The 25,810-nt window shown below is 64.5% G+C and carries 22 protein-coding genes and 1 pseudogene; 11 read left to right on the forward strand and 12 right to left on the reverse strand.

Annotated elements, in window-relative coordinates:
• Positions 1-7: 7 nt before the first annotated feature.
• The 6 genes from gudD to ACTGJ9_RS19250 form a co-directional block, all read right to left on the reverse strand.
• A complete protein-coding gene (gudD, locus tag ACTGJ9_RS19225) occupies positions 8-1,366 on the reverse strand; it encodes a glucarate dehydratase (RefSeq protein ID WP_456678335.1) in 1,359 nt (452 codons plus the stop codon).
• Positions 1,367-1,389: 23 nt separating this feature from the next.
• Positions 1,390-2,334, reverse strand: coding sequence for a 5-dehydro-4-deoxyglucarate dehydratase (gene kdgD / locus ACTGJ9_RS19230; protein WP_456678336.1), 945 nt, complete (start codon positions 2,332-2,334; stop codon positions 1,390-1,392).
• A 127-nt stretch (positions 2,335-2,461) separates the two neighbouring features.
• Positions 2,462-3,367 carry a LysR substrate-binding domain-containing protein gene (locus ACTGJ9_RS19235; RefSeq protein ID WP_456678337.1) on the reverse strand — a complete coding sequence of 302 codons (906 nt, stop codon included), beginning with the start codon at positions 3,365-3,367 and terminating at the stop codon, positions 2,462-2,464.
• A gap of 126 nt (positions 3,368-3,493) precedes the next feature.
• Positions 3,494-4,834: an MFS transporter gene (locus tag ACTGJ9_RS19240; RefSeq protein ID WP_456678338.1), complete on the reverse strand. Its 1,341-nt coding sequence runs from the start codon at positions 4,832-4,834 to the stop codon at positions 3,494-3,496.
• A 157-nt stretch (positions 4,835-4,991) separates the two neighbouring features.
• Positions 4,992-6,944, reverse strand: coding sequence for a hypothetical protein (locus tag ACTGJ9_RS19245; protein ID WP_456678339.1), 1,953 nt, complete (start codon positions 6,942-6,944; stop codon positions 4,992-4,994).
• A 104-nt stretch (positions 6,945-7,048) separates the two neighbouring features.
• Entirely contained in the window at positions 7,049-8,131 is a 1,083-nt protein-coding gene (locus ACTGJ9_RS19250) for a lysylphosphatidylglycerol synthase transmembrane domain-containing protein (RefSeq protein ID WP_456678340.1), read from the reverse strand.
• Between the two features lie 426 nt (positions 8,132-8,557).
• Between ACTGJ9_RS19250 and ACTGJ9_RS19255 the strand changes: the two genes are divergently transcribed.
• Entirely contained in the window at positions 8,558-9,064 is a 507-nt protein-coding gene (locus ACTGJ9_RS19255) for a YciE/YciF ferroxidase family protein (protein ID WP_456678341.1), read from the forward strand.
• Between the two features lie 129 nt (positions 9,065-9,193).
• Here ACTGJ9_RS19255 and ACTGJ9_RS19260 read toward each other — a convergent pair whose 3' ends face one another.
• The gene (locus ACTGJ9_RS19260) at positions 9,194-10,417 is read right to left on the reverse strand and encodes an MFS transporter (RefSeq protein WP_456678342.1); all 1,224 of its coding nucleotides are present in this window, start codon (positions 10,415-10,417) and stop codon (positions 9,194-9,196) included.
• 220 nt (positions 10,418-10,637) lie between these two features.
• On the opposite strand from ACTGJ9_RS19260, the gene ACTGJ9_RS19265 reads away from it, so the two are divergent.
• The 3 genes and pseudogenes from ACTGJ9_RS19265 to ACTGJ9_RS19275 all read left to right on the forward strand — a co-directional run bounded on the left by ACTGJ9_RS19265 (position 10,638) and on the right by ACTGJ9_RS19275 (position 13,410).
• Positions 10,638-12,050 carry an MFS transporter gene (locus ACTGJ9_RS19265; protein ID WP_456678343.1) on the forward strand — a complete coding sequence of 471 codons (1,413 nt, stop codon included), beginning with the start codon at positions 10,638-10,640 and terminating at the stop codon, positions 12,048-12,050.
• Positions 12,051-12,359: 309 nt separating this feature from the next.
• Positions 12,360-13,115 (forward strand): annotated as a pseudogene (locus ACTGJ9_RS19270) (MHYT domain-containing protein); the annotation flags it as partial.
• Positions 13,116-13,119: 4 nt separating this feature from the next.
• Positions 13,120-13,410 (forward strand): EAL domain-containing protein, encoded by a 291-nt coding sequence (locus ACTGJ9_RS19275; RefSeq protein ID WP_456678344.1) that lies wholly within the window; start codon positions 13,120-13,122, stop codon positions 13,408-13,410.
• A 6-nt stretch (positions 13,411-13,416) separates the two neighbouring features.
• Here the strand turns inward: ACTGJ9_RS19275 and ACTGJ9_RS19280 are convergent, their stop codons facing one another.
• On the reverse strand, positions 13,417-13,851 hold the full coding sequence (locus ACTGJ9_RS19280; RefSeq protein WP_354083960.1) for a hypothetical protein: 435 nt from the start codon (positions 13,849-13,851) through the stop codon (positions 13,417-13,419).
• Between the two features lie 60 nt (positions 13,852-13,911).
• Here ACTGJ9_RS19280 and ACTGJ9_RS19285 point away from each other — a divergent pair, with 60 nt between their 5' ends.
• Together ACTGJ9_RS19285 and ACTGJ9_RS19290 are read left to right on the forward strand one after the other, a co-directional pair.
• Positions 13,912-14,499, forward strand: a complete 588-nt coding sequence (locus ACTGJ9_RS19285) for a hypothetical protein (RefSeq protein WP_456678345.1) — start codon at positions 13,912-13,914, stop codon at positions 14,497-14,499.
• Positions 14,500-14,564: 65 nt separating this feature from the next.
• Positions 14,565-15,164, forward strand: coding sequence for a YdcF family protein (locus ACTGJ9_RS19290; RefSeq protein WP_456678346.1), 600 nt, complete (start codon positions 14,565-14,567; stop codon positions 15,162-15,164).
• Between the two features lie 11 nt (positions 15,165-15,175).
• On the opposite strand, the gene ACTGJ9_RS19295 is transcribed toward ACTGJ9_RS19290, so the two are convergent.
• Positions 15,176-16,519 (reverse strand): aminotransferase-like domain-containing protein, encoded by a 1,344-nt coding sequence (locus ACTGJ9_RS19295; protein ID WP_456678347.1) that lies wholly within the window; start codon positions 16,517-16,519, stop codon positions 15,176-15,178.
• Positions 16,520-16,703: 184 nt separating this feature from the next.
• Between ACTGJ9_RS19295 and ACTGJ9_RS19300 the strand changes: the two genes are divergently transcribed.
• Positions 16,704-16,940 carry a DUF1127 domain-containing protein gene (locus tag ACTGJ9_RS19300; RefSeq protein ID WP_456678348.1) on the forward strand — a complete coding sequence of 79 codons (237 nt, stop codon included), beginning with the start codon at positions 16,704-16,706 and terminating at the stop codon, positions 16,938-16,940.
• 795 nt (positions 16,941-17,735) lie between these two features.
• Here the strand turns inward: ACTGJ9_RS19300 and ACTGJ9_RS19305 are convergent.
• The 3 genes from ACTGJ9_RS19305 to ACTGJ9_RS19315 all read right to left on the reverse strand — a co-directional run bounded on the left by ACTGJ9_RS19305 (position 17,736) and on the right by ACTGJ9_RS19315 (position 19,248).
• Entirely contained in the window at positions 17,736-18,197 is a 462-nt protein-coding gene (locus tag ACTGJ9_RS19305; protein WP_456678349.1) for a hypothetical protein, read from the reverse strand.
• Positions 18,198-18,212: 15 nt separating this feature from the next.
• Positions 18,213-18,638: a universal stress protein gene (locus ACTGJ9_RS19310; RefSeq protein ID WP_148751331.1), complete on the reverse strand. Its 426-nt coding sequence runs from the start codon at positions 18,636-18,638 to the stop codon at positions 18,213-18,215.
• Positions 18,639-18,711: 73 nt separating this feature from the next.
• Positions 18,712-19,248, reverse strand: coding sequence for a SixA phosphatase family protein (locus tag ACTGJ9_RS19315; RefSeq protein WP_456678350.1), 537 nt, complete (start codon positions 19,246-19,248; stop codon positions 18,712-18,714).
• 124 nt (positions 19,249-19,372) lie between these two features.
• Between ACTGJ9_RS19315 and ACTGJ9_RS19320 the strand changes: the two genes are divergently transcribed.
• The 4 genes from ACTGJ9_RS19320 (at position 19,373) to flgK (ending at position 25,803) form a co-directional block, all read left to right on the forward strand.
• Entirely contained in the window at positions 19,373-20,833 is a 1,461-nt protein-coding gene (locus ACTGJ9_RS19320) for an NAD(P)/FAD-dependent oxidoreductase (RefSeq protein ID WP_456678351.1), read from the forward strand.
• Positions 20,834-20,919: 86 nt separating this feature from the next.
• A complete protein-coding gene (msrB, locus tag ACTGJ9_RS19325) occupies positions 20,920-21,432 on the forward strand; it encodes a peptide-methionine (R)-S-oxide reductase MsrB (RefSeq protein WP_456678352.1) in 513 nt (170 codons plus the stop codon).
• A 190-nt stretch (positions 21,433-21,622) separates the two neighbouring features.
• Positions 21,623-23,887: a flagellar hook-basal body complex protein gene (locus ACTGJ9_RS19330; protein ID WP_456678353.1), complete on the forward strand. Its 2,265-nt coding sequence runs from the start codon at positions 21,623-21,625 to the stop codon at positions 23,885-23,887.
• Positions 23,888-23,922: 35 nt separating this feature from the next.
• A complete protein-coding gene (gene flgK / locus ACTGJ9_RS19335) occupies positions 23,923-25,803 on the forward strand; it encodes a flagellar hook-associated protein FlgK (RefSeq protein ID WP_456678354.1) in 1,881 nt (626 codons plus the stop codon).
• Positions 25,804-25,810: the final 7 nt, after the last annotated feature.

The following is a 25,810-nucleotide window of genomic DNA, read 5'->3' on the forward strand; positions in this document are numbered from 1 at the left end:
GAGTTTCTTAGCGCACGAGGCACGGACGCTTGTCGTCAAAGGTCCAGCCGGGGATCAAGTCCTGCATGGCTGTAGCGTCATCGCGGGCGCCGAGTCCATGCTGCTTATAGAGCTCATGCGCGGCCTCGATGGCCGCACGGTCGATCTCAATGCCGAGGCCCGGACGATCCGGGACCGCGATCTTGCCGCCCTTGATCCGGAGCGGTTCCCTGGTGAGCGCCTGGCCATCCTGCCAGATCCAGTGCGTATCGATCGCGGTGACCTTGCCGGGGGCCGCGGCGCCGACATGGGTGAACATGGCGAGCGAAATGTCAAAATGGTTGTTGGAGTGCGAGCCCCAGGTCAGGCCGTTGTCACGGCAGGTCTGGGCGACGCGGACCGAGCCTTGCATGGTCCAGAAATGGGGGTCGGCCAGCGGAATGTCCACTGCACCCAGGCGCAGCGCGTGGCTGAGTTGGCGCCAGTCGGTCGCGATCATGTTGGTCGCGGTCGGCAGGCCCGTGGCACGGCGGAACTCGGCCATGATCTCGCGACCGGAGAAACCGGCCTCGGCGCCGCAGGGATCCTCGGCATAGGCGAGGATGCCATGCATGTTCTTGCAGAGGCGGATTGCCTCATCAAGCGACCAGGCGCCGTTCGGATCGAGTGTGACGCGCGCATTCGGAAAGCGCTTTGCGATGGCCGTGACCGCCTCGATCTCCTGCTGGCCGTGGAGCACGCCGCCCTTGAGCTTGAAGTCGGCGAAGCCGTAATGGTCCTGGGTCGCTTCCGCCAGCCGCACCACCGTCTCCGGCGTCATCGCCTCCTGATGGCGGAGGTTGAACCAGTCGGGTTTGCCGGTTTCGCCCTTGACGTAATCGAGCCTGGATTTGCGGATGTCGCCGACGAAGAAGAGATAGCCGAGCGTTTCGACGCTCTTGCGCTGCTGGCCTTCGCCGAGCAGCGCCGCGACGGGAAGATTGAGGTGCTGGCCGAGAAGGTCGAGCAGGGCGGATTCGATCGCGGTAACCGCGTGAATCATCACGCGAAGGTCAAACGTCTGCTTGCCGCGGCCACCGGCATCGCGGTCGGCGAAGGCCGTACGGACATCGGCGAGGATGTTGTTCATCGCGCCGACGGTCTTGCCGATCACGAGATCGCGGGCGTCCTGGAGCGTCTGCCAGATCTTTTGCCCGCCCGGCACCTCGCCGACCCCGGTGTGACCGGCATTGTCGGTGAGGATGACGATGTTGCGGGTGAAGAACGGCGCATGCGCGCCGCTCAGATTGAGGAGCATGCTGTCGCGGCCTGCGACCGGCATCACCTGCATCGCTGTGACGACCGGTGCGCCGGAGACTGCCGCGCCGGAGATGTCAGTCTGGGCCATCGCACGCTCCTCCCTGTCGTTTGTTATTCTGCAGCCTGTTGTGACGATCGAATGGCGGGCAGGTTCTTCACCAGCGCGGTCAGCTCCGCAATCTCCTGCTCGTTGAGATCGGTCAGCGGCGGACGGACCGGGCCGGAATCGCGGCCGATGACCTTCATGCCGGCCTTGATGATCGAGACCGCATAACCCTTCTTGCGGTTGCGGATCGCGATCAGCGGCAGGATGAAATCCTTCAGGCCGGCGTGGATCGTCGCATGGTCGCGCTTGCGCACAGCGGCGTAGAAGTTGGTGGCGAATTCCGGCACGAAGTTGAACACGGCCGACGAGTAGGTCGTCACGCCCATGTCAAGATAGGGCAGCGCAAACGTCTCGGCGGTCGGCAGGCCGCCGACATAGGTCAGACGGTCGCCGAGCTTGGTGTAGACGCGAGTCATCAGCTCGATATCGCCGATGCCGTCCTTGTAGCCGACGAGGTTGGGGCAGCGCTCGGCGAGCCGGGCGACCGTGTCGGGCTGGAGGATGGCGTTGTCGCGATTATAGACGATGACGCCGATCTTCACGGCGGCGCAGACGGCCTCGACGTGGGCGGCAAGGCCTTCCTGCTCGGAATGGGTGAGGTAGGGCGGCAGCAGCAACAGGCCGTCAGCGCCGGCCTTCTCGGCGCCGATCGCGATCTCGCGGGCGATTGCGGTGCCATACCCGGTGCCGGCGAGCACGGGCACGCGGCCCTTGGTCTCCTCGACGGCGACCTTGACGACGTGGGGGACTTCGCTCGGGGTCAGCGAGAAGAACTCGCCGGTGCCGCCGGCCGCGAACAGACCTGCGACATCATAGCCGCACAGCCAATCCATGTTGGCGCGGTAGGTCGCCTCGTCGAACGAATAGTCCGCCTTGAATGGCGTGACGGGGAAGGACAGGAGCCCGGATCCGATCTTCTGGGCCATTTCCTGCGGGGTCATCTTGCTCATGGGCGCTGCTCCCTGTTTCTCGTGTTGTGGCGGCCGCAACAAGGCCGCGCGTCCATGTGTCGTTGTGTAGGAGACCGTTCGATGCGGGTCCAAGCCAAAGCCTATATCGACCGATGCGGATTGAGCATCAATCTTCCAGCACCTCGGCCGACGATAATTCGCTGGCGATCTTGACCAGCGCGGACAGCAGCGGATTCTCGTCGTCTCGGCGCCAGACCATGAAGAGCTCGACCGGAACGCGGTTGCGCAACTTCAGAGGGCGCAGCCGAACGTCGGAGATTTTCAGGCCGGCGGCCGCAGCCGGCACGATGGCGAGGCCAAGGCCCGCGCGCACCATCGCGAGGATCGAGTGGATCTGGCTCAGGTGCTGGACGTAACGTGGCAATATGTCGGCGCGGGTGAACAGCGCCACCAGGAGATCGTGGAAGTAGCGGCTCTCATAGGGCGAATACATCACGAAGGGCTGGCCGTCGAAGTCCTTGATGGTGATGCTGTCGGCATTCGCGAGCGGGTGCTTCTTCGGAATCGCGGCGAGCAGGGGCTCGGCGACGACGCGGCGGCTGGCAAGCTCGGGCCGCGCGATCGGCGGCCGCAGCAGGCCGGCATCGATCTGGCCCGAGGTGAGCGCCTCGAACTGGTCGCCGGAGACCATCTCCTTCAGCGAGAAATCGACCTCCGGCAGCTTGGCGCGGCAGGCTGCGACCAACTCGGGGAGAAAGCCGTAGGCAGCCGCGGCCGTAAAGCCGATCTTGAGCGAGCCGATTTTGCCGAGCGCGATGCGGCGGGCAACCTGCGAGGCGCTTTCCGCAAGCTTCAGGATGCGGCGGGCCTCGGGCAAAAAGCTGCGCCCGGCCGGCGTCAGGCGCACCGAACGGCTGGTGCGCTCCAGCAGCGGCGCGTCGATGATGTGCTCCAGCACCTGGATCTGCCGGGACAGCGGCGGCTGGGTCATGTTCAGCCGCGCTGCGGCACGGCCGAAGTGCAGTTCTTCGGCCACCGTGACGAAACAGCGGAGCTGGTTGAGGTCGAACATCGATACATGCCTTAGATGAATAAGGCGTTTCCCCGGCACTTCTAGCATCGATCATCACCAAAACAAAGACGGCGGCCTTGTGAGCCGCCGTTGAGTTGCCTGTCCCACTCCGATCACTCGGAGCGCTCAGGAGGAACGTTTGAGCACCACCCGCTCGATCTTGCCGACCACCACGAGATAGGCGACCGCGGCGACCAGCGCGTTGATGCCGACGAACACCAAGGCACCATTGAAGGATCCGGTCGCGGCCACGATGTAGCCGATCACGATGGGCGTGGTGATCGAGGAGAGGTTGCCGAAGGAGTTGAACAGGCCGCCGGAGACGCCGCCCGCCTCCTTGGGGGAGGTGTCGGAGACAACCGCCCAGCCGAGCGCGCCGATGCCCTTGCCGAAGAACGCGAGCGCCATGAATCCGACCACCAGCGCCTGGCCGTCGACATAGTTGCAGGCAATGATCGACATCGACAGCAGCATGCCGCCGACGATCGGGATCTTGCGCGCCATGGTCAGCGATCCGGTCCTGCGCAGGATGGCATCGGAGATGATGCCGCCGAGCACGCCGCCGATGAAGCCGCAGAGTGCGGGCAGCGTCGCGACGAAGCCGGCCTGCAGGATCGACAAGCCGCGCTCCTTGACCAAATACACCGGGAACCAGGTCAGGAAGAAATAGGTCAGCGTGTTGATGCAGTATTGGCCGAGATAGACGCCGAGCATCATGCGATTGGAGAGCAGCTGGCGGATATGGTCCCATTTCGGGCCGGAATCCGGCGCACGCTCGTCTTTGGGCGCGTCGATATCAACCAGCGCGCCGCCTTCCTTGATGTAGTCGAACTCGGCCTCGTTGACCGAAGGATGCTCCTTCGGTCCGTAAACGGTCTTGATCCAGGCAAGGCCCATGATGACTTCGAGGCCGCCCATCACGAAGAACACGCAGCGCCAGCCGTAATCATGGGCGATCCAGCCCATCAGCGGCGCGAAGATCACGGTGGCGAAATACTGGCCGGAATTGAAGAAAGCAGAGGCGGTGCCGCGCTCATTGCCGGGAAACCAGGCCGCGACGATGCGGGCATTGGCGGGGAAAGACGGCGCTTCCGCGACGCCGACCAGGAGGCGAAGCCCGAACAGCACGACGATCGCAGTGCCGGCGCTGAAGAAGCCGACCCAGCCTTGCAGCATCGTGAACAGCGACCAGACGATGATGCTGAAGGCATAGACGAGGCGCGAGCCATAGCGATCGAGCAGCCAGCCGCCCGGCACCTGCGCGGCGACATAGGACCAGCCGAACGCAGAGAAGATCCAGCCCATCGCGACGGGATCGAGATGAAGTTCCTTCGAGAGCGCGGGACCCGCGATCGAGAGCGTGGCGCGATCTGCGTAATTGACGGTCGTGACCAGGAACAGCATGGTCACGATGAACAGCCTGACGCGAGACCTCCTCACGTCCGTTGCGGACACCACTGCGCTCATCAGGCGCCTCCTTAGAACTCGAAATGTTTCCTCACTGCGACTCCTAGAGGCGCGCGCAGGAAAGTGTCCAAGTTCAAGGGAGTATCGATTGATGCCGTTTTTGAATTGATGGAACGGCAAGTCGCGGGAACGACGGGGAGCGAGCTCGCTTTTGTCTCTACTGCTGCACGCCCGGCAGGAGCGGCGCCAGCAGTCCGCGCGTGACGCCTGGCGGCACGGCGTCAAGGCCGAGCACCGCGCTCGCGGCCGGCAGTGTCGCGTCCGCCATCGCCGCGTGGCCTTCGGCGCTCGGATGCACGGCGCCGCCATAGACGGCCGAGAGCACGCCCCAGGTCGCGTCGTGGATGTCGTTCGGCTGGCTCGCCGCTGGCAACCCTTGCGGATAGGTCATCGCCGCAAAATAACTGTCATTGGCATCGCGGATCCAGCGCGCGCGCGGCAGGTAGGCGCGATATTCCGAGGCGCCGCGGCCGCACAGCATCGGCTGGCTCGCCGCGCTGACGATGTCCGGATTGAAGCTCTGGCCGTTCTCGGCGAAGCAGGTGCGATCGAATTCGGGATCATTGCCGGAATGAGCGCAAAATCCATGATCGGCGAACGCCTCCTGATGCGCGTCGACGAAGGTCATGCGGTCAGCCTCGGGATCGCGGCACAGCGCGCCGTGCGTGCAGGTGGCGAGCCCCTTCAGTTGTGGCAGGAACTCGGTGTCGACGAAGGTCGAGACATGGGCGAGACGTTGCGGATCGGCGCTGAAGGCAGGATGGATGTCGAAGCCGGCGCGGCCGCCGCGGCAGGGCACGCCGCCGTCGGCCAGCGCCGGATTGGCGTAGGAGACGTAGACCACGTGCGAGAGATCGCCGCCGAGCAGCGGCTTCAGCTCTTCGCGCAGCTTGACGAAATTTTGGGGCAGCTCGCGCTGGAGCGCATCGCGGGACTCCTCGACGCTCGCCATCACGCCGGAGCGGCGGAACAGTGCACGTTCGGTTGCGGTATCGACGATGACGTCGGCGACGAGACCGGAGAAGTAGACGTCGTTGGCGCCGATCGAGAGCAGCACCAGATCGAGATTGCGATCCGGCTGGCGTTTCCTGGCCGCGGTGAGCGCCTCGCGCAACTCCGCGACTTGGGCATTCACGCTGGTGTTGCAGACGCCGGACTTGCCGGGCGGGCATTCGCGGGCGCGCTGTGAGCCGAGCAGCCCGTCGCTGATGCTGGCGCCGGTGCAGGCGAGCGGCAGATAGGTGACGGCGATATGGGTGTAGCGCACCGCGAGCGCGAGCGCGGTGCGGGCCTGGTAGCTGTAGAGCGAGCGGTGGCAAGGTGAGTTGAACCAGAGCGCACCGTAGCGCTGCCAGTTGGCGAGCGTATCCGGCGCTTCGCAGGCGCGACCGCCCTTGAAGCCGGCGCGGCTCGGCCGGTAATACTGTCCACCGGCGGTGCCGAGATAGGAGCGGAAGCAAAAGCCGTCGTCCGACAGCGCCAGCGGCCGGTCCGGATTGCCTTCGCCGGAGGCGATGCTGTCGCCAAGGCCGGCGATGAAGATGTCGCGGACCTGGATCTCGGTCTGGACGCGCTGGCTTGGATCGGAGCCGGAGGAGACGTCGACGCTCGCGACCGTCTGCTTGCCGTAGCGGACCCGCAGATTGACCGGCTCGGCGCAGTCGAAGGTCGAGGTCTGTGGTCCGTCGCCATCGTCGAACGACCATGCGCAAGTGGCGCCGACCGGCACGGTGCCGGTCAGGCGCACGGTGACGGGGTGGTCGATCGGGGTGATGTAGTTCTCTTTGACGTTGTCGCGGGTGCAGGGCTGGTTGATCCGGCCCTGGAGGTCAATGCAGAGCCGGTTGACCATGTTGCGGGCCCAGCCGCGGCCTTCGCTCTGCAGCTCCAGTGACTGTTCGGCGGCGAGGATGCTGCGGTTACGCGCATTCTCGACATGCAGCAGGAAGTCGCGCTCCTCGCGGAACAGGCGGAAGCGGTTGCGGACCTCCCAACTGATCTGCATGGCGCCGGCATCCTGAGCGACTGCGCGCTGAAGCGGCAAAACGGCAAGCAGCCCGGCCAGCAGCAGGGCGCCCGAGAGAAAACAGCGAAGGGAAACAGGGATCATGGCCCGCGTCTTCAACGGCAAAGTTGAGGCGGAAATAAGAGAGCATAGCTCTCCGCACCGCAACCTTTGTCTGCCGGACTGCCGGCGTGACCGCTGGCTGGGCGTTATCGTTTGCTGGCCTGGCGCACCAGCCGCTCGCGCTCCATCGGCGTCACCTGCTTGGGCAGGTTGGCCTGGGCGCAGGCTTCCGCCAGCCGCCGCCGCTCCTGCCAGGGCTGGACGACGTTCATCCAGAGCTCGCGGGTACCCATGATGGAAATGGCGAGGCCGAACGGGATCACGAAATAGAGGATGCGGAAGACGAGCAGGGTCGCCAGCAACTGCTCGCGGCCGAATTCGGGCAGCGCCACCAGCATGGCGGCGTCGAACACGCCGATGGAGCCCGGCGCATGGCTGGCGAAGCCCAGCAGAGTCGCCAGGATGAACACCACTGCGAGCGACAGGAAGTCGATCGGCGGATTGGCTGGCATCAGCAGGTACATCGCCAGAGCGCAGAAGCCGAGATCAACCACGCCGATCAGGATCTGCACCAAGGTCAGCGGCGCCGACGGCAGCACGACCTTCCAGCCCTTCTGACCGAGTTCGCGGCGTTTGTCGCCCATGCAGAGCCAGACCAGATAGGCGGCGATCGAGGCGAGGCCGCCGAGCGCGATCAGCCGATTGATCGACGACGGCAGCTGATCCATGTAGGAGGCCGCATCCGGGTGGATGGTCATGCCGATCGAGAGCACGAAGATGTTACCGAGCCAGAAGGTCAGGCCGGAGAGGAAACAGATCTTGGCGACGTCGATCGCATTCAGCCCGTAATCCGAGTAAATCCGGAAACGGATCGCACCGCCCGTGAACACGGTGGCACCGATGTTGTGGCCGATCGAGTAGGATGTGAAGCTCGACAGCGCTGCGATGCGGTAAGGCACGTGCTTCTTGCCGATCGTTCGCAGTGCAAAAAAGTCGTAGAAGGTCAGCGTACAGAACGCGAAGAACACGCAGATCGCGGCGAGCCCGATATGCCCCCGGGGAATATCGGTCAGTGCGGTCAGGATGACGCCGGTATCGATGCCCTTGAGGGTCCGCAGCAGCGTGGTGACCGCGAAGGCGATAATCATCACGCTCGCGGCAACACCGAGCCGTCGCCAGCCGATCCATCTCTTGAAGCCGCGTTTCAGCGCGGGCAGCAGTCCGTGCATTCATCCTCCCGGCGGGGGGCAAAACCGACCGGGCCAGGTATTGGCCGCTCGGTTGCGATCACTGCCCGAAACGGGCGTCGATCGCTAGGCATGATGTAGCTCATTTAAGGCAAAAACAGCGGCTTGTGCAGCCCTTGACAACGACACCTTCTGCGCCGGACCGCCTGTTTTTGTCATAAGTGGTTCACATGCCGCGCGCGTTAAGCATATGAGTCGAGGGACCGACTTGCATCATGCCCCCGATGTTCAGATGGTCTCAAATCTTGCGGCCGCAAGCATGGTTCCGGTGCAAAACGCTGCCGGCTTTCTTTGGAACGACGGCGCGGTGGGCAGGTTAGCGCCCCATCAGCAATCGAACACGACGAAACAACCGGCTTCGTACAAGCCGGTGCCGTCGTGTTCCCGAAACCCAGGAGGATCGGAACGATGGGACTGTTCACAAAAGACATCAAGACCATGAACGACCTGTTCGTGCATCAGCTGCAGGACGTCTATTACGCTGAGCAGCAGCTCACCAAGGCGCTGCCGAAAATGGCAGATAAGGCGACGGATCCGCAGCTGAAGCAGGGCTTTTTGACGCACCTTGAAGAAACCAAGCAGCACGTCACGCGGCTCGAGGAAGTGTTCAACATGCACGGTGTCCAGGTGAAGGCGGTCGACTGCCCGGCGATCGACGGCATCATCGAGGAGGCCGACGAGACCGCGGGCGAAGTCGCGGACAAGGCGGTGCTCGATGCGGCTCTGATCAACGCGGCGCAGGCCGCCGAGCATTACGAGATCGTCCGCTACGGCAGTCTGATTGCCTGGGCCAAGCAGCTCGGCCGCAACGACTGTGCCGCCGTGCTGGCGAAAACGCTCGAGGAAGAGAAGGCGACGGACAAGAAGCTGACCTCGCTTGCCGAGAGCAAGGTGAACCTGCGGGCGGCGAGCTGACGGCAAGATACACTTGCCAAGATACTTGCCGAGATAACTTGCCGAGATAACTTGCCGAGATAACTTGCCAAGATAACTTGCCAGGAGACGCCGTGCATCCGCGCGGCGTCTCTTTTTCGGGCTTCGTCTCTAGCTGGCTTGGTATTTCAGGCCGAACACCAGGGCAAGCACCGCAAAGACCGCAATGGTCGTGGCGAAGACCAGGCTCGCCACACTCGAGCTGATCAGGGTCGAGAGGACGCCGATTCCGATCACCGGAAGCGCATTGCCGAGGAAGCAGCAGATAAAATAGGCCGAGACCACTTCGGCGCGGCGATCATCGGGTGCGATCTGGTTCACCACCTGCAGGCTACCGCGATAGCCGAGGCCCGCCGCTATGCCGCAGGTTGCGGTTGCCGCGATCATGACGCCGAGCGATGCTGCGAACTGTGCAGTCACGAGCAGGGCAAGGCTCGGCAGCATCAGGCCGAGCGACCAGAGCATCGCAGCGCGGCTCGACAGCGACCGCGTCAGAGCAATGACGAGTGCGACGGCAGCGGCAAGCTCGAGGAAGATCGCGCCGGCGACCGCGTGGCTGGTGACATGCAGTTCGGTGGCGAGCACGCTCGGCTCAAGTGCGGCAAAGAAAGCAACGAGGGCCATGGCGCCGAAGCCGGTAACCGCCGGCGCCACGAAGCGTGGCCGGATCGACGACGGAACGCCGGCGCGCGGCTGCACCGATAGCCGGGCGAAGGCGGCCAAAGGACGATTCACTGTCTCGCGGGCGAAGCCGAGAAGGGCCGCGACCACGACCAGTGTCGTGAGATAGGCGATGAACGGCGTCCGCAGCGGAAGCGCGACATACTCGGCGAGCAGGCCGGCGATCAATGCGCCGAGACCGAGGCCGGTGAAGTTCGCGATCGTCGCAATCACGGTGGCGCGGGAGCGATCCCGTTCGGCAATCAGTTCCGCCAGCCACGCGGTTCCGGTTCCCGCGCCGATCCCGATCGCAAGGCCGCTCAACACCCGTGCGATGTAGAGCGAGCCGACCCCATGTGCAAAGAGGAACACGAGCGCGCCGATGATGGCAATGCCGATGGCAATGACCGCGGTACGCCGCCGCCCGACTTGATCGGACATCCGGCCGAATATCAGGAGTGCGGTCAGGTTTCCGATAACGTAGACGGCGTAGATCAGGGTCAACGTGATCTGGGAGAATCCCAGCTGCTGCTTGTAAATCACGTAGAGCGGGGTTGCGACCGTGCTGCCGGCGAACAGCGCGCCGATCATGCATCCGACAGCAACAATGGTTGCGGTCTTGCCGAACTCAGAACTCGCGCCCGACGGAGCCGAGGTGTTGCCAACTCTTGCCATGACTTTTTGCCTTGCAGGTTTGGGCTCAACACGAAGCAATCTGGTGCTGTTCCCATGCCTCCGTGCGGACGGGACTTGCATGGCGAGCAGGGCGCGAGACCAAGACGTCTTCCGCCGAAGGATATGGTTCATCTCGCGATGATGCTTCGATCATAACCGAAGCATGGTCACGCAACGAAAGCCTAATGGTAGCGTTCACCTGCAAACATCGAGGTGGATCATGCCGGTAGAATCTCTTCAGCTGCATTCGTTTCCGAAAGCGTGGAAGGCGCAAGGCGCGCAAGTGGCGTCAGCTCTGACGCTGGCCGCGATGAGCCTGGGCTATGGCGTGGTGCAGCTCGACGTCACCATCGTCAACACCGCACTCGACGCGATGGGCAAGTCGCTCGGCGGCGGCGTTGCCGAACTGCAATGGGTGGTCAGCGCCTATACCATTGCCTTTGCCGCCTTCATCCTGACGGCCGGTGCACTCGGCGATCGGATCGGCGCCAAACGCGTCTTCATGGCGGGGTTCGCGATCTTCACAGCGGCCTCGTTGGCCTGCGCGCTATCTCCCAACGCCGTCGTGCTGATCGGCGCACGGCTGGTCCAGGGGCTGGCTGCTGCGATCCTGGTGCCGAATTCGCTGGCGCTGCTCAATCATGCCTACACGGACGAGCGCGCGCGCGGCCGTGCCGTCGCGGTCTGGGCCGCAGGCGCGAGTCTGGCGCTGACCGCCGGTCCGTTCGTCGGCGGCGCGCTGATCACGCTGGTCGGCTGGCGCGCGATCTTCCTCGTCAATCTGCCGATCGGCCTCGCCGGTCTGTGGTTGAGTTGGCGTTTTGCGACCGAGACCACGCGCGCGCGCTCGCGCGAGATCGATCTGCCCGGCCAATTCGCGGCGATCGGCGCGCTTGGGGCTCTCGCGGGTGCAATCATCGAAGGCGGCGCGCTCGGCTGGCAGGATCCGCTCGTGCTTTCGGCTTTCGCGGCGGCCGCGGTCCTCGCCACGCTGTTTGTCTGGCGCGAGAGCCGCACGGCGCAGCCGATGCTGCCGCTGTCTCTGTTCGGTCACCGGCTGTTTACTTTGACCACGGTCGTCGGCCTCCTCGTCAACATCGCAATCTACGGCCTGATCTTCGTGCTCAGCCTCTACTTCCAGCGGATCAACGGCTTGTCGGCGTGGTGGACCGGGCTTGCCTTCGTGCCCATGATGGGCGCGGTGTTGCCGGTCAATCTGCTGGCGCCGCGCCTTGCCGAGCGTATCGGCGCGTGCTCGACCATCGTCGTCGGCGCCTGTATCTCGGCGCTCGGCTGTCTTGGTCTGGTCTGGATCGAGGCCGGGACAAGCTATTGGGCGATCTTCGCGCAGTTGATCGCAGTCAGCGCGGGACTTGGTCTCCTGGTGCCGCCACTCACCTCGACCTTGCTCGGCAGCGTCGAGAAGGCGCGCTCCGGTATCGCTGCGGGTGTGCTCAATGCAACCAGACAGACCGGAAGCGTCCTTGGCGTCGCGCTGTTCGGTTCGCTGGTGGCTTCGGACAGCGACTTTATGATTGGCCTTCACCAGTCGCTAATCATATCGGCGGCCGTGCTGCTGCTGGCCGCCGGCGTGATCGGCCTCGGTGCAAAAGCGCACGGGCGAACAATGTGAGCAGCCGCGCAAATTGCCTGTTCACCATTCCGGTAACCGGCTGATGGCCGGTTACCGACTGTCCATCTCTGCCGGTTCTAGTGCCCGACGGAATAGGGACCGGCAATGTATCAAGTTCTGTTTTGTCTGACGCACCAGCATGATTGGCGCTTGGTCGTGCTCGGGGGAGCGGTATGTCTGCTCGCAAGCGCGGCGGCAATCAGCCTGTTTCATCGCGCGCGTGCGGCGAGTGGGTCGGCACGTCTGGTGTGGATCGGGCTCGATGCCATCGTCGCCGGCTGCGGCATCTGGGCAACCCATTTCATCGCCATGCAGGCCTACGGGCCGGGTGCCGGTGGCGCCTACAACGTCCCCCTGACCGTCCTGTCGCTGCTCTTTGCGATCGCGGTCACCTTCATCGGCCTCAGCATCTCGGTTTCGACGACGCGCGGAGTTCTGGTCGCTGTCGGCGGCGCCGTCGTTGGCGCGGGTGTGGCCGCGATGCATTACACCGGCATGATGGCGTTCGAGATTCCTGCCCATGTTGGCTGGACCACCGGGACCGTGACGGTGTCGGTCTTGCTCGGCATCGTCTTTGGATCGTTCGCCCTGCACGTCGCGGGACGAGGCGATAGTCTCTCCAACGCGCTTGCCGCAACGATCCTATTGACGGTCGCCATCGTCTCTCACCATTTCACCGCGATGGGCGCGCTGGAATTGACGCCAGATCCTACGCTTGTGATCAGCGGTCTTGCGATTCCGCCGGCGTCGTTGTCCATGCTCACCGCCAGCGCGGCCGCTGCCATTCTCGTCATTGCGCTCTCGGCGGCGGTGCTCGATCGTCGCGCCAAGGGCGAGATCGGACGCCAGCAGGTCGTGCTCGACACCGCGCTCGAGAACATGTCGCAGGGCCTGTGCATGTTCGATGCGGACGGCAAGATCCAGCTGTTTAATGAGCGCTACGCCGCGATGCTCGGCCGCACCGGCATTCCGCTCACCGGTCGACTGCTGGTCGATGTGCTGCGGGAAGAGCAGGCCAAGGGCCAGTGGCAGGGAGATGCGGGTGAATTTTTCGCGCGGCTCGTCGCCGATGCGCGCGACTCTGCGCAGCTTCCCCTTCGACAAGATCAAGATCGATCGTTCGTTCGTGTCGGAGCTTGCCACGCGCGAGGATTCGGTGGCGATCATCCGCGCCGTGACGGGCCTTGGCCGCAGTCTCGGCATCGTAACCACGGCGGAGGGCGTCGAGAACGACGCGCAGCTCGAGCTGCTCCGCCGTGAAGGCTGCACCCAGGCGCAGGGCTTTCTGTTCAGCAAGCCCAGGCCCGCATCCGAAGTGGGTTTGATGCTGGAACGCCCGCGGCTGCTTGCCTCGGCCTGAGAGGGCTTAGCCGCGGCGCAGTGCGAAATGCGCGCCGCAGAACGCCATGACCGCCCCGAGACACAGCGCCGCGAGGCCTGCGAGCACGCCGGAAATGGTCGGGATCGGGCTCGGCGCCGAGGCCGCTTGTCCGGCGCCGGCGAGCAGGAGCACGCCGACCGCGATAAGGAACTGGCGCATCCGTTGCGGGATCTGGCCGGAGACGGCGCTTTGCATCAATGACGCGGTGAAATAGCCGCCGGAGAATCCGACGGTCGCAATCAGCCACCAGGCGATCGCCGCACCCGTCGGCATGAACTCATGCGTGTCCGAACGCCAGAGGCCGCCGAGGTCGAGCCCGTAGCGCGCGCCGAGCATGTGCACCGCGAGCGCGAGCAGCACGCCCGAGATCATGGCGGCACCGAGAATCAGCCGGCGCGGAAAATAGATCGTCTCAGCCATGTCCCGCTTGTAGGATGGAGGAGGGCGATCGCGCAAGCGGATCGCAGACGGGATTGACAGATGCAGGTTTCGGACGGTCAGGGCCGGTCGGTTACGAGCTATGCCTACAAGGCGTCGCTGATCGGATCGGCGCATCGCTTCGAGCTGACCGATGACGGATTGTCCTGGCACGTCGCCGGCCGCTCGGGCGTCTGGCGCTATGATGAAATCAGTGCGGTCAGGCTGTCGTTCCGCCCGGTCTCGATGCAGCAGCACCGCTTTCGCGCCGACGTCAGCCGTAGCAGTGGCGGCCGCATCGCGATCCTGTCGACGAGCTGGCAGACCGCGGCGCTGATGGCGCCGCAGGACAGCGGCTTTCGCGATTTTCTGGTGGAATTGCACGCGCGGATGGCGAAGGCCGGCAGCCGGGCGGAGTTGACCGCCGGCCTCGGCCGCAACACCTATGCGGCGGTGCTGGCGTTCCTCGCGGTGCTGGCCGTGGCGATGACGGGGTTGTTGATCCGCGCGCTCATGATCGGCGAATTCGCCGGCGTCCTGTTCATCCTCGGGTTCGCCGCGCTGTTCGCCTGGCAGGTCGGCGGCTTTGTCCGGCGCAACCGGCCGCGCAGCTACAGTTTCGATCGGCTGCCGGCCGGCTTGCTGCCGTAGCGCTTGCAATCGGCCGCAATCAAAATTGACTTCGCAGCCGCGCGCCGGTCCCGCATCGTGCCGCGATGACAGTCAGGGATCGCAGCACGCGCCTGCCGACGGCGGACGAGATCGCCGAGATCAATCGCACCCATCTCATCGATACGCCGCTCCGGCCCGCCGACCTGCTGTTGCTGTTCGGCACCCGCGAGGACGTAGCGCTCCGCGTCGAGACGGCCGCGCGGCTGTGGCGCGAGGGCTTGTTCCGCTGGTCGATTGTCAGCGGCGGCGTGACGCCCGGCTCGGAGCAATCCGAGTGCATGGTCATCAAGGCGGCGATGGTCGATGCCGGCATTCCGGCGGATCGGATCCTCGAGGAGCATCGCGCGAAAAACACCGGCGAGAACGTGATCTTCTCGCTGCCGATCATCGATGCGGCGCTGGGATTGCACAACATCCGCAGCGTGATCTGCCTCGGCAACACCTGGACCGCGCGGCGCTATCCAATGACGCTGCACCGGCACTGGCCCGAGGTGGCGAAGCTGCTGGTCACCGTCGACAGTCTTGCGACGCCACGCTCGCTCTGGCATACCGACGCCGAATTTCGCCGTCGTGTCCTGCACGAGTGGGACAAGATCGAGCCGTACCGGGCGAAGGGTTTTATCGCGGAGTGGCCGGAGCGCTGACCGGCGAGGGGCTACTCCGTCGAATCGAAATCTTCCTCCTTGGTGCCGAGCAGCGAGACGATCGTGCGCAGTCCGGAATCGAGCTGCTCGAACGAGGGCGGCGCGAGCGCCAGCCGCACCGCGTTCGGAGCATGGCCATGCGCGACCGCGAAGGTCGAAGACGGCGTCAGCGCGATGCCGCGCCGGGCCGCCGCGGCCACGAACGTCTGCGAGCGCCATTGCGGCGGCAGCGTCAGCCAGAGATGATAGGAGCGCGCATCGGCGGCGATCTGGTAACCGGCGAGCAGTCGTGCCGCGGTCTGCTGGCGGCGTGCGGCGTCGATGCGCTTGAGCCGTGTCAATTCGGCGACAGTGCCGTCGGCCATCAATCGCTGACCGGACGCGAGCGCGTGACCCGACGCGATCCAGCCGCCGGTCCGGACCGCGCTCATCACGCTCTCGCGCAAGCGAGGGGGCACGACGAGGATGCCGAGCGCGAGACCGGGCGCAACCTTCTTGGACAGGCTGTCGAGCACGATGCAGCGGTCGGGTCCGAGCGCGGCCAGCGGCGTGTCGTCGGCGAGGAAGCCGTAGACGGTGTCCTCGATAATGGTGAGGTCGAGCTTCTCGGCGACGCGCATGATGTCGGCGCGCCGCGCCGCGTTCATGGTGACGCCGAGCGGATTCTGGATGATGGGCTGCAGATACAGCGCCGACAGATGCGCCTCGCGATGCGCCTTCTGGATCGCGTCCGGCCGCGCGCCAAATTCGTCCATCGGGATCGGCACCAGCGTGATGCCGAGCCGGGTGGCGATGCTCTTGACGTAGGGATAGGTGAGCGCCTCGACGCCGCAGCGCCCGCCGGTCGGTACGAGCGCGGCGAGTGCGGCCGCGAGCGATTGCTTGCCGTTGGCGGTGAACACGATCTGCTCGGCCTGCGGCGTGAAATCCTTGCGCCCGAGATAGGCGGCGGCCGCATTGCGCACGCTCTTGGTACCGGTGCTGGTCGAGGCGCGCAGCGCGGCTTCGAGCGCGTCAACCCGTTCGAGCCCGGCGAGGCTCTTGGCGATCATCGCCCATTGCTGCGGCAACAGCGGATAATTGACCTCGAAATCGATGCGCGCATCACGCGGCTCGGTGATGGTCTCAACCTCGCGCCTGATGTCGCCGGAGATGAAGGTGCCGCGGCCGACCTCGCCGACCACGAGGCCGCGGCGCAACAGCTCCGTGTAGACGCGACTCGCGGTCGAGACCGCAATGCCACGGTCATAGGCAAAATTGCGCTGCGGTGGCAGCCGGTCGCCGGCCCTTAACCTGCCGTTAGAGATATCCGCGGCAATGGCATCCGCAAGCTTCACGTACTCGAACTTGGACATATTGCACCGAGAGCAATGTTTTCCTTGCTCCGAGCAATGTACCGGAGCATTTAGGTTCCATCAAGGTCCGCGATTGAGCCGAGGAGAGCGAGAGCAATCCGACGGCAAATGAGGTGCAGGCGCTCAGGCGTTTGCGCCAACGGCATCGGCTTCGCCGCGCAGGACCAAAGGCCGGAGAAGAAACATGACCACGATCTCGCAAACTGCCGGGCGGAGCTTGCGCCCATCCTCGTCGAGCGGATTTTTTGGCACGCTCGTCACCGCCGCCTATGAGCTGTTCGATCGGCTGGAGCGCCGCTCCGCCGTCAAGACGCTGAACGAGCTCGACGACCGCGCTCTGCGCGACATCGGCATCCACCGCAGCCAGATCGAGGACGCCGTCTACGGGCAGTTCAAAGCCGAGCTGACGCGGTATCTGTGAGCGACTGTCGCGACGCCCAGCAGATCTGGGCGTAGTGATGTACAGTGTTGCGGCATCGTCATTGCGAGCGTAGCGAAGCAATCCAGAGTCCCTCCGCGGAGGCAGTCTGGATTGCTTCGTCGCAAGGGCTCCTCGCAATGACGGAGTGACAAGTGAGGGCGTCGCTCTTTCAATTCGCATCATCATCACAGACACGCCTTCGCCCTCTCGGCTCATTTCGCCCGAGTCTTGCTTCGTCGCCTTGCCCTCAATCGAAAGAGGGCGCAGGGAAGACCGGGTGCCGGCTGGCACCCGCGGTCCACTGTGCGAATTTGCGCTACGAAAAAGCTGCACAGCGGCATACAGGTGAAGCCAAACAACCGGCCTTCCCTGCGCAGTGGTTTTACGGTTTATGTCGCGCTCTCCCCGGGGAGCGATGCACTATTGCCCCCGTCGCCTTGCGGATGACTGATACGCATATCCGGTTGGACACAACGCATCACCGCAAGCCTTGGCGCACAGACCCCGGGCGCGAGGACCACACGATTTCACCGTACGCAGGTCACCCCAGTCGTGTGCGCGACGCTTTTGCTCACGGTTGCCCGCCCTGCAAAACCCTTCGCGCCGACGTGACCCGCGTCCACCGCCATCCGGCCCGCGTTCGTGACGATCGCGATACGCCCTCTTCCTTGGGCCGGGTTGTGCGACACATACGCTGTTTCCGAATTTCGGTAAAGCGGAATATTTTTGACGGCGCGGATGACCGAGAGTTTGGGTGTTTTGCCCGTCAGGCAGCGCTAGACCTTGCAGCCGGAATCAGGCCAAGGCGACGTGGTCCCACATCCCGCCATGAGCTCGATCATCCTCGGGTTGATCAGGCTTGCGGCGAGGCCGCGTCGGGCCACCCCGCTGGCGCCGGTGCCGGACATCGAGACGCTGCAATTGTGTGACAACGCCGCCGGTGAGCAACGCAATGCGCGCCGCCGCTTGTTTGACGACGAACAAGATCGTCGTGATGCGACCCAGCACGCCGAGCAGCAACAGCACCGAGAAGATATCGATATAGGCCAGGAAATCGCCGATCAACATTAGTTCCGGCGGAATGGGAATGCTGTGATAGTAGGCGGCTATGAGGATGATTACGGGGATGAAGGCAATGACCTTCCGCACCGTCAGCCGGTCGAGCAGCACGGCCAGTTGAACGACCAGCACCTCCCATAATGCATCTCCGATTGCGAGCGGGACCTCGTGGGTCCATCTCCGCCACCATTGCTTCACGACATTGCTCCGCGTTTAGTGTCTCACCACCAGCACCGAACACTTGGCATAACGCACCACATGCCCGGCGTTCGAGCCGAGGAAATAGGTGCGCATCGCAGGCCGGTGCGAGGTCATGACGATCAGATCGGCCTTCATGTGCACGGCTTCCTCCAAGATCTCGTGATAGATGCCGCCCTGGCGCACCACGCTGGAGATGTGAGAGGCGTCGATCCCGGATTCGCGGGCGACGATGGCGAGCGCTTCTTCCGAGGTCTGGCGCTGCTGTTCGTCGAAATCGGCCGGGACGTATTCGGCCAGCATCACCGGCGTCATCGGCAGCACATTGAGCAGCCGGATCGATCCGCCCCAGTTCTGGGACAGCGTCGCCGCGGTCGCGATCGCCGGCTTTGCCAGATCGGTGTCGGCGAGGTCGATGGGTACGAGGATGGACTTGAACATCTGCGCCTCCAAATCTTCCAGTCAAGATCTTGGGACCAAGCTGGTCAACCGGTCGAGACGGCGTCCGCGCGTCTCATCCCAATCGAAGCAACTTGGGGCTGACGAACAGCACCAGTTTGCCGCGGCGGTAGGCCACGTCATTCCAATCCTTGACGTCAAAGTCGAGGACCGCAAGCCCCGCGGTCGGAAGATTGTCGGCAAGCGCCTTGGCGCCGGCCGGATCGCCGCTGCCCATCAGCATCAGGCCGGCCTCGTGCATGCCCGGATTGTGCCCGACCAGCAGCAATTGCTTGGAATTGGCGGCGACGGTTGCAGTGCGAATGGTTGCAAGAATCTGCGCGGGATCAGCGCCGTAGAGTTCCGGTAGGATCTCGACCTGCGGCGCTGCGACCCGGTCCTTCATCGCCTGCCAGGCGATGTCCCAGGTCTGCCGGGCGCGGACGGCGTGCGACACCAGCACGAGTTCGGGCACGGGCGGGTGGGCGGCCATCCAGTCGCCCATCTCGGCGGCATCCCGCTGGCCGCGGTCGTCGAGCCGGCGGTCCTGGTCGCGGCCGCTCGGCGCGTCGGTCTCGGTCTTGGCGTGACGCAGCAGCATCAAACGGCGCATGGCATTCTCGAATCGTTCCACGTTCAGGATAGTCTCAAGGGATAATCTACGGGCGCCGGTTGAGGAGAAGGTGACAAGCGCCCGATTGGTCCTTTAAGAAGATTGCTCCCTTAACAAAAACGACATGAGCGAGACTTTCACAAGCGTGTCCCAGGAAGAAGCCGGCTTTCGTGAACGTGCGCGGCTGTCGTTCGATCTCGACGCCGACATTTGCGTGATCGGGGCGGGGCTTGCCGGCCTCTCCATTGCGCTTGAAGCGGCCCGGCTCGGGGCCAGCGTCGCGGTGCTCGAGGGCCGCCATATCGGCTGGAATGCCTCCGGCAACCAGCTCGGCGCCGTGACGCCGGGCTTCGCGCTGCCGCTCGCGGAGCTGATCGAGCGCATCGGCTTCGAGGACGCCAGCGAATTGTGGACGCTCTCGAAGGAGGGCGCCGAGTTCGTCCGGGCCAACGCCACCGAAGAGAACATGCCGGGCATCGGTCTCACCGACGGGGTGCTGGAAGTCTCGAACGTCGATGCCGGCGACCGGCTGATCAGCCGGCTCCAGATGCTGAACGAGGATTTCGACACCGAGGCCGAGGGCTGGCAGGTCGATCGCGTCCACGAGGCGCTCAAGACCGATCGCTACTTCCACGGCATCTATTACCCCAAAGCGTTCCAGGTCGACGGCCGCAAATATGTGCACGGCCTGGCCGCGCTGGCGCGGCGCGCCGGAGCCCGCATCTTCGAGGATACGCCGGTCGTCAGCATCGATCATTCCGGCATCCGCAAGCGCATTGTCACGCCGTCGGCGCGGCTGCGCGCCACGCACATTGTGCTCGCCGGCAACATCCATCTCGGCGCGCCGTTGCGGCGGTTGTCGGAGACGCTGCTGCCGGTCTGGCGTTATGCCGGAATTACCGCGCCGCTCGGCGAACGGGTGCACGAGATCATCGGCTTCAAGGGATCGGTGATGGATTCCGACGGCGTCGATCATTTTCGCATCGTCGACGGCGACCGGCTGATGTGGGAGAGCCCGGAGACCACCTGGGCCGCGCGGCCGCAGCGCTTTGCAGGTCCCGTCAGGCGGCGGATCCGCACGATCTTCCCCCGGCTCGGCGATGTCGAGATCACCGAGATGTTCGGCGGGGTCACCGGCCAGACCGTACATGGCATGCCGCAGATCGGGCAGCTGCGCAAAGGCCTGTGGGTGGCGAGCGGGTTCGGCCGCCACGGCATGAACACCTCCGCCATGGCGGGGCAGCTGATCGCGCGCAGCATCCTGTGGGGCGACGAGCGTTGGAAACTGTTCTCGCCGTTCGAGCTGGTCTGGGCCGGCGGCACCGCCGGGCGGGTCGCGGGCCAATTGGTCGGCATCTGGGGCAGGGCGAGTTCGGCCGCCGCGGGATCGCTGGCCCGCTACCGCGAGCGGACACGGGTCAAGGACAGGGAACGCGAGGCGCGGCTGGCCGAGGCCAACCGGGCCGCCGGCACCGGTCCGCGCCGTCCGCCGCACGATATTCGACCGCGGATGGGCCCGCCGCCGCAGCCGGTTGCCACGGAGGAGGCGGAACCGGTTTCCGACGAGCAGGGCGTCTCGCAATAAGTTGAGAAAAATCCCGCCCGGAAGTGTAACGTCCGCCGTTAGAACCCGTATGTCAGGGCGTGGACTTCCTGCGCACGGAGAAAGACATGTTTGACCGCCGCATCCTGTTGACGACCGTCGCCGGCCTGTTCGGCCTTTCGGCCTTCCGCTGGCTGAGAGCAACCCCGGCCCAGGCTGGTGAGAAGGCCGCCGAGAAGTTCGAGATCGAGAAGACCGATGCCGAGTGGCGGGCCCAGCTCACCCCGCAGCAATACGAGATCCTCCGCAAGGAAGGCACCGAACGGCCGGGCTCCAGCCCGCTGCTCAAGGAGCATCGCAAAGGCGTCTTCGCCTGCGCCGGCTGCGATTTGCCGGTGTTCGCCTCGGAGACCAAGTTCGAGAGCGGTACGGGGTGGCCGAGCTTCTATCAGCCGATCGAGGGCAATGTCGGCAAGACCGAGGATCGCACCTTCGGCATGGTGCGTACCGAGGTGCATTGCCGGCGTTGCGGCGGCCATCTCGGCCACGTCTTCGACGACGGTCCGAAGCCGACCGGTTTGCGCTACTGCATCGACGGTTTCGGGCTGGTCTTTCACTCGGCGTCGCCATCTGCCACGTGAGCTTTGCGTGACGTTTAATCCCGGCAATTGTTGCCGGCCCGGCAATTGTGCCCCGGTCATCAGACCGGGGCATGTCTATTTAAGTCATTGATTTCCTGAGAATACCCGCATTGGCATAGGCCTTGCGACGTCTCCACCGAATGCGGCCATTGGTCTGCCGGCCGCCGAGATCGGATCTGGAGACAAAGTTATGGGTATCTTCGATGCAATGAACACCTCGGTAGGTGGCCTGCAGGCGCAGTCCTACGCGCTGCAGAACATTTCCGGCAACATCGCGAATTCATCCACCACCGGTTACAAGGGCATCGGGACCTCATTCGAGGATCTCATCCCCGACGCCTCCGTACCGAGCAAGCAGGTCGCCGGCGGCGTGACCGCGCACGCACAGGCGACCATCACCACTCAGGGCACGATCTCGGCCTCCAGCGTCGCAACCAACATGGCGATCACCGGCGACGGCTTCTTCTCGGTGCAGAAGGCGACCGGCACCGTCGACAACGTGCCGGTGTTCGACGGCGTCACCTATTACAGCCGCCGCGGCGACTTCCAGGTCAATGCCAACGGCAATCTCGTCAACGGCGCTGGCTACTACCTGATGGGTGTCACGGTCGACCCGAAGACCGGCAACCCGACCGGCAGCGTGCCGACGGTGCTGCAATTCCAGAACAACTTCGTCCCGGCGCAGGCGACCACCTCGATCCAGTATGCGGCGAACCTGCCGTCGCAGCCCAACACCGTGTCGAGCTCCACGGCGCAGAGCGGAACACTGCTGGCTGCTGGTGGACTCAATCCGTCGGACTATGCCTCGAACCCGCTGACGGTGGGCACGCCGCCCGCGCCGTATACAAGTGCGGCGGCTTCCGGCGCTGCCGCCACCGGCAATACGCGCTCGGCCTACACGTCGACGATTGCGACGGGTTCGGTTGCGCTGCAGGACAATGCCTCGGCAGCGGCAGGCACGGGTACGTCTCTCGACAGTATCCAAGGTTCGCACCTCAATCAGGCCATGCTCACTGCGCTTGACGGCACATTCATGACTATCAACGGCACCAAGATCGCCTTCGACAGCAGCGCCTCAGGCGTGACGAACGTGGCGGGTCCCCCCGCGGTCACCACGATCGGTATGGCGGCGGGCTCCGGTACGACCGTTAACAGCATCCTGACCGCAATCAAGAGCGCCGGTGGCTCTGGCGTCAACGCTACTCTGACCGCCAGTGGCAACATCCAGATATCAAGCGGCACGAGTGTCGACGTGGCGATCAGCGGCGCCGCGGCCACCACGCTCGGCATCAGCTCTGTGACACGCGGCGGCAATGTGCTGTCCACGCCCGCGATCACCGGCTCAACCGTGCTGAGCGGCGCTGCGACAGCCGGCGGTACGGAGGTCCTCTCATCGGCCTTCGCCAACAACGATACCATCACCGTCAACGGCCAGACTTTGACCTTCGTTGCCCCGCCCGCGACCGCGTCGGGCGCCAACCAGATCAGCACTACCGACAATATCTCGAACTTGCTCCTCAAGATCGACGGACTCACCGGCGCGACTGGGTCCTCGATCTCCAACGGCGTCATCACGCTGAACACCGGTACGGTCAAAGACTTGTCGGTGACCAGCTCCAACGCCAGCGCCTTCGCCGCGCTCGGCTTTACATCGACCATCACCAAGAGCCGCGGCGGCGGCGGTACCGCCGGCACGGGCACTGTGGTCGGCAACGACATTGCGACCTTCACCAAGGAATCGATCAGCGGTGGCGCGGTGACCGCATACAACGCAGCGGGCACGCCGGTGAATCTGCAATTGCGCTGGGCCAAGACGGACAGCGCATCGCTGGGCGCCGGCCATACCGATAGCTGGAACCTGTTTTATCAGACCGATCCGAATGCGACCGGCACGACGGTCGGCTGGATGAATACCGGGCAGACCTTCACCTTCGCGAGTGATGGTTCGCTCACCTCGCCGAGCGGTTCGGGCATCACCATTCCCAACGTCACCGTCAGCGGTCAATCGCTCGGCTCGGTCGCCTTGAACATCTCCTCGGGCGGTCTGACGCAATATGCGAGCACCAGCGGCGCGGTCACCATCAACACCATCACGCAGAACGGCTACGCCGCCGGTCAGCTCCGCTCGGTCGCCGTCAACAACAATGGCCTCGTGGTCGGCACCTTCTCCAACGGCCAGAATCTCGACCTCGCCTCGGTGACGCTGTCGCACTTCAACGGCACCAACTATCTGAAGGCGATGGACGGCGGCGCCTATGCCGTGACCGATCAGTCGGGTCCGGCGATCGCGGGCGCCTCGGGCACCATCAGCGGTTCGTCGCTGGAGGGATCCAACACCGACATCGCCGACGAATTCACCAAGCTGATCGTGACCCAGCAGGCCTATTCGGCCAACACCAAGGTGATCACGACGGCGAATTCGATGGTCCAGGATCTCCTGAACGTGTTGCGCTGATCGGCGCGTAACGTAACCAAAGGCGGCTAGTCAACATGGGTTTGAGTTCAGCCCTTGCCAGTGCGATGAGCGGTCTGCGCGCCAACCAGGCGGCGTTGTCGATCGTCTCGTCGAACGTCGCAAACTCGCAGACGCCGGGTTACGTCGCCCAGACGCCGAACCAGATCGAAGTCACCACCGGTGATTTCGGCTCGACGGCGAAGACCACCGGCGTCAGCCGCGACATCGACAGCTATGTGCAGAACCAGCTGCGCACCGAGACCGGCGGCAGCGGCTACGCGGACCAGATGGCCAACATTCTGAAGCAGCTTCAGAATGTCTACGGCACACCCGGCAACAGCGGCACGCTCGAAACCGCACTGAACAATTTCACCAGCTCGCTCCAGGCGCTGTCGACCAGCGCAGGCTCGTCGTCGGCGCAGACGGTTGCGGTCGGTGCGGCGCAGGCGCTGGCAACCCAGCTCAACGTCACCACCAAGGGCATCCAGTCGCTGCGCTCAAACGTCGAGCAGGATCTCGGCACTTCGGCGCAGCAGGCCAACGCGGCGCTGAACCAGATTGCAGACATCAACACCAAGCTGCAGGGCCTGGCCTCGACCGATCCGTCAGCGGCGACCCTGATGGACCAGCGCGATCAGGCCATCAACTCGCTGTCGAAATATGTCGACGTCCGCGTCACCACTGATGGATCGAACCAGGCCAATATCTACACGACCACCGGCATCCAGCTGGTCGGAGCGGGACTGGCCTCGCAATTCTCGTTCGCATCTGCTGGCGCGTTGGGTGCGACATCGCTCTACAACATCGATCCGGCCAAATCCGGGGTCGGCGCGCTCACCATCAAGCTGCCGAATGGCGCGTCCATCGACGTCGCCGGCAACAACGTCGTCTCCTCCGGCCAGATCGCGGCCGACCTGAAGCTGCGCGACCAGACACTGGTGCAGGCGCAGAACCAGGTCGACCAGCTCGCCGCGACGATGTCGAGCGCGCTGTCGGACAAGACCACGCCGGGCAGTGCCGTGTCCGGTCCGCCCGCCGGCTTCGACATCGACCTCGCCGGCGCGCAGCCGGGTAACACCGTCAACATCACCTATACCGACTCCACCAACACGCAGCGCCAGATCACGCTGGTGAACGTGACCGATCCGGCGGCGCTGCCGCTTCAGAACGCCACGAACGCGAACCCGATGCAGATCGGCGTCAATTTCTCCGGCGGCAGGGGCGCGATTGCCTCGGCGCTCAACACTGCGCTGCCTGGCTCGCACCTGACCTTCTCCGCGGCGCCGTCGCCGGCGACCGCGACGACGCTGCGCGTCACCGACGACAACTCCGGCCTTGCCAAGATCACTTCGGCGTCGAGCACCAAGACGATCTCCTCGCTGACCTCAGGCAGTCCGCAATTGCCTCTGTTCACCGACGGCGGCACGGCGCTCTACACCGGCGCCATCACGGCATCGGGTTCGCAGATGACCGGCCTTGCCGGCCGCATCGCCGTGAACACGGCGTTGTCCACCGACCCGACCAGGCTGTCGGTCTACAGCACCTCGCCGGTGACGCCCACCGGCGACACCACGCGCTCGGACTATTTCTACTCGCAGCTCACCAACACGGTGTTTTCCTATTCGCCACAGACCGGTCTCGGTTCTGCCAGCCAGCCGTTCAGCGGCAGCGTCTCGAACTATCTGCAGCAGTTCCTGAGCGTGCAGGCCAACGCCTCAACCCAGGCGACCGCGCTCCAGCAGGGCCAGAGCGTCGTGGTCTCGACGCTGCAAGCCAAGTTCAACTCGACCTCCAGCGTCAATCTGGACTCGGAGATGTCGAACCTGATCCAGCTTCAGAATGCCTATGCCGCCAACGCGCATGTGATGTCGGTGGTGCAGAGCATGATGAACACGTTGATCCAGGCTCAAGGGTAATCAGTAG

This window comes from Bradyrhizobium sp. RDM12 (genome assembly GCF_051917485.1).
Classification (GTDB): domain Bacteria; phylum Pseudomonadota; class Alphaproteobacteria; order Rhizobiales; family Xanthobacteraceae; genus Bradyrhizobium.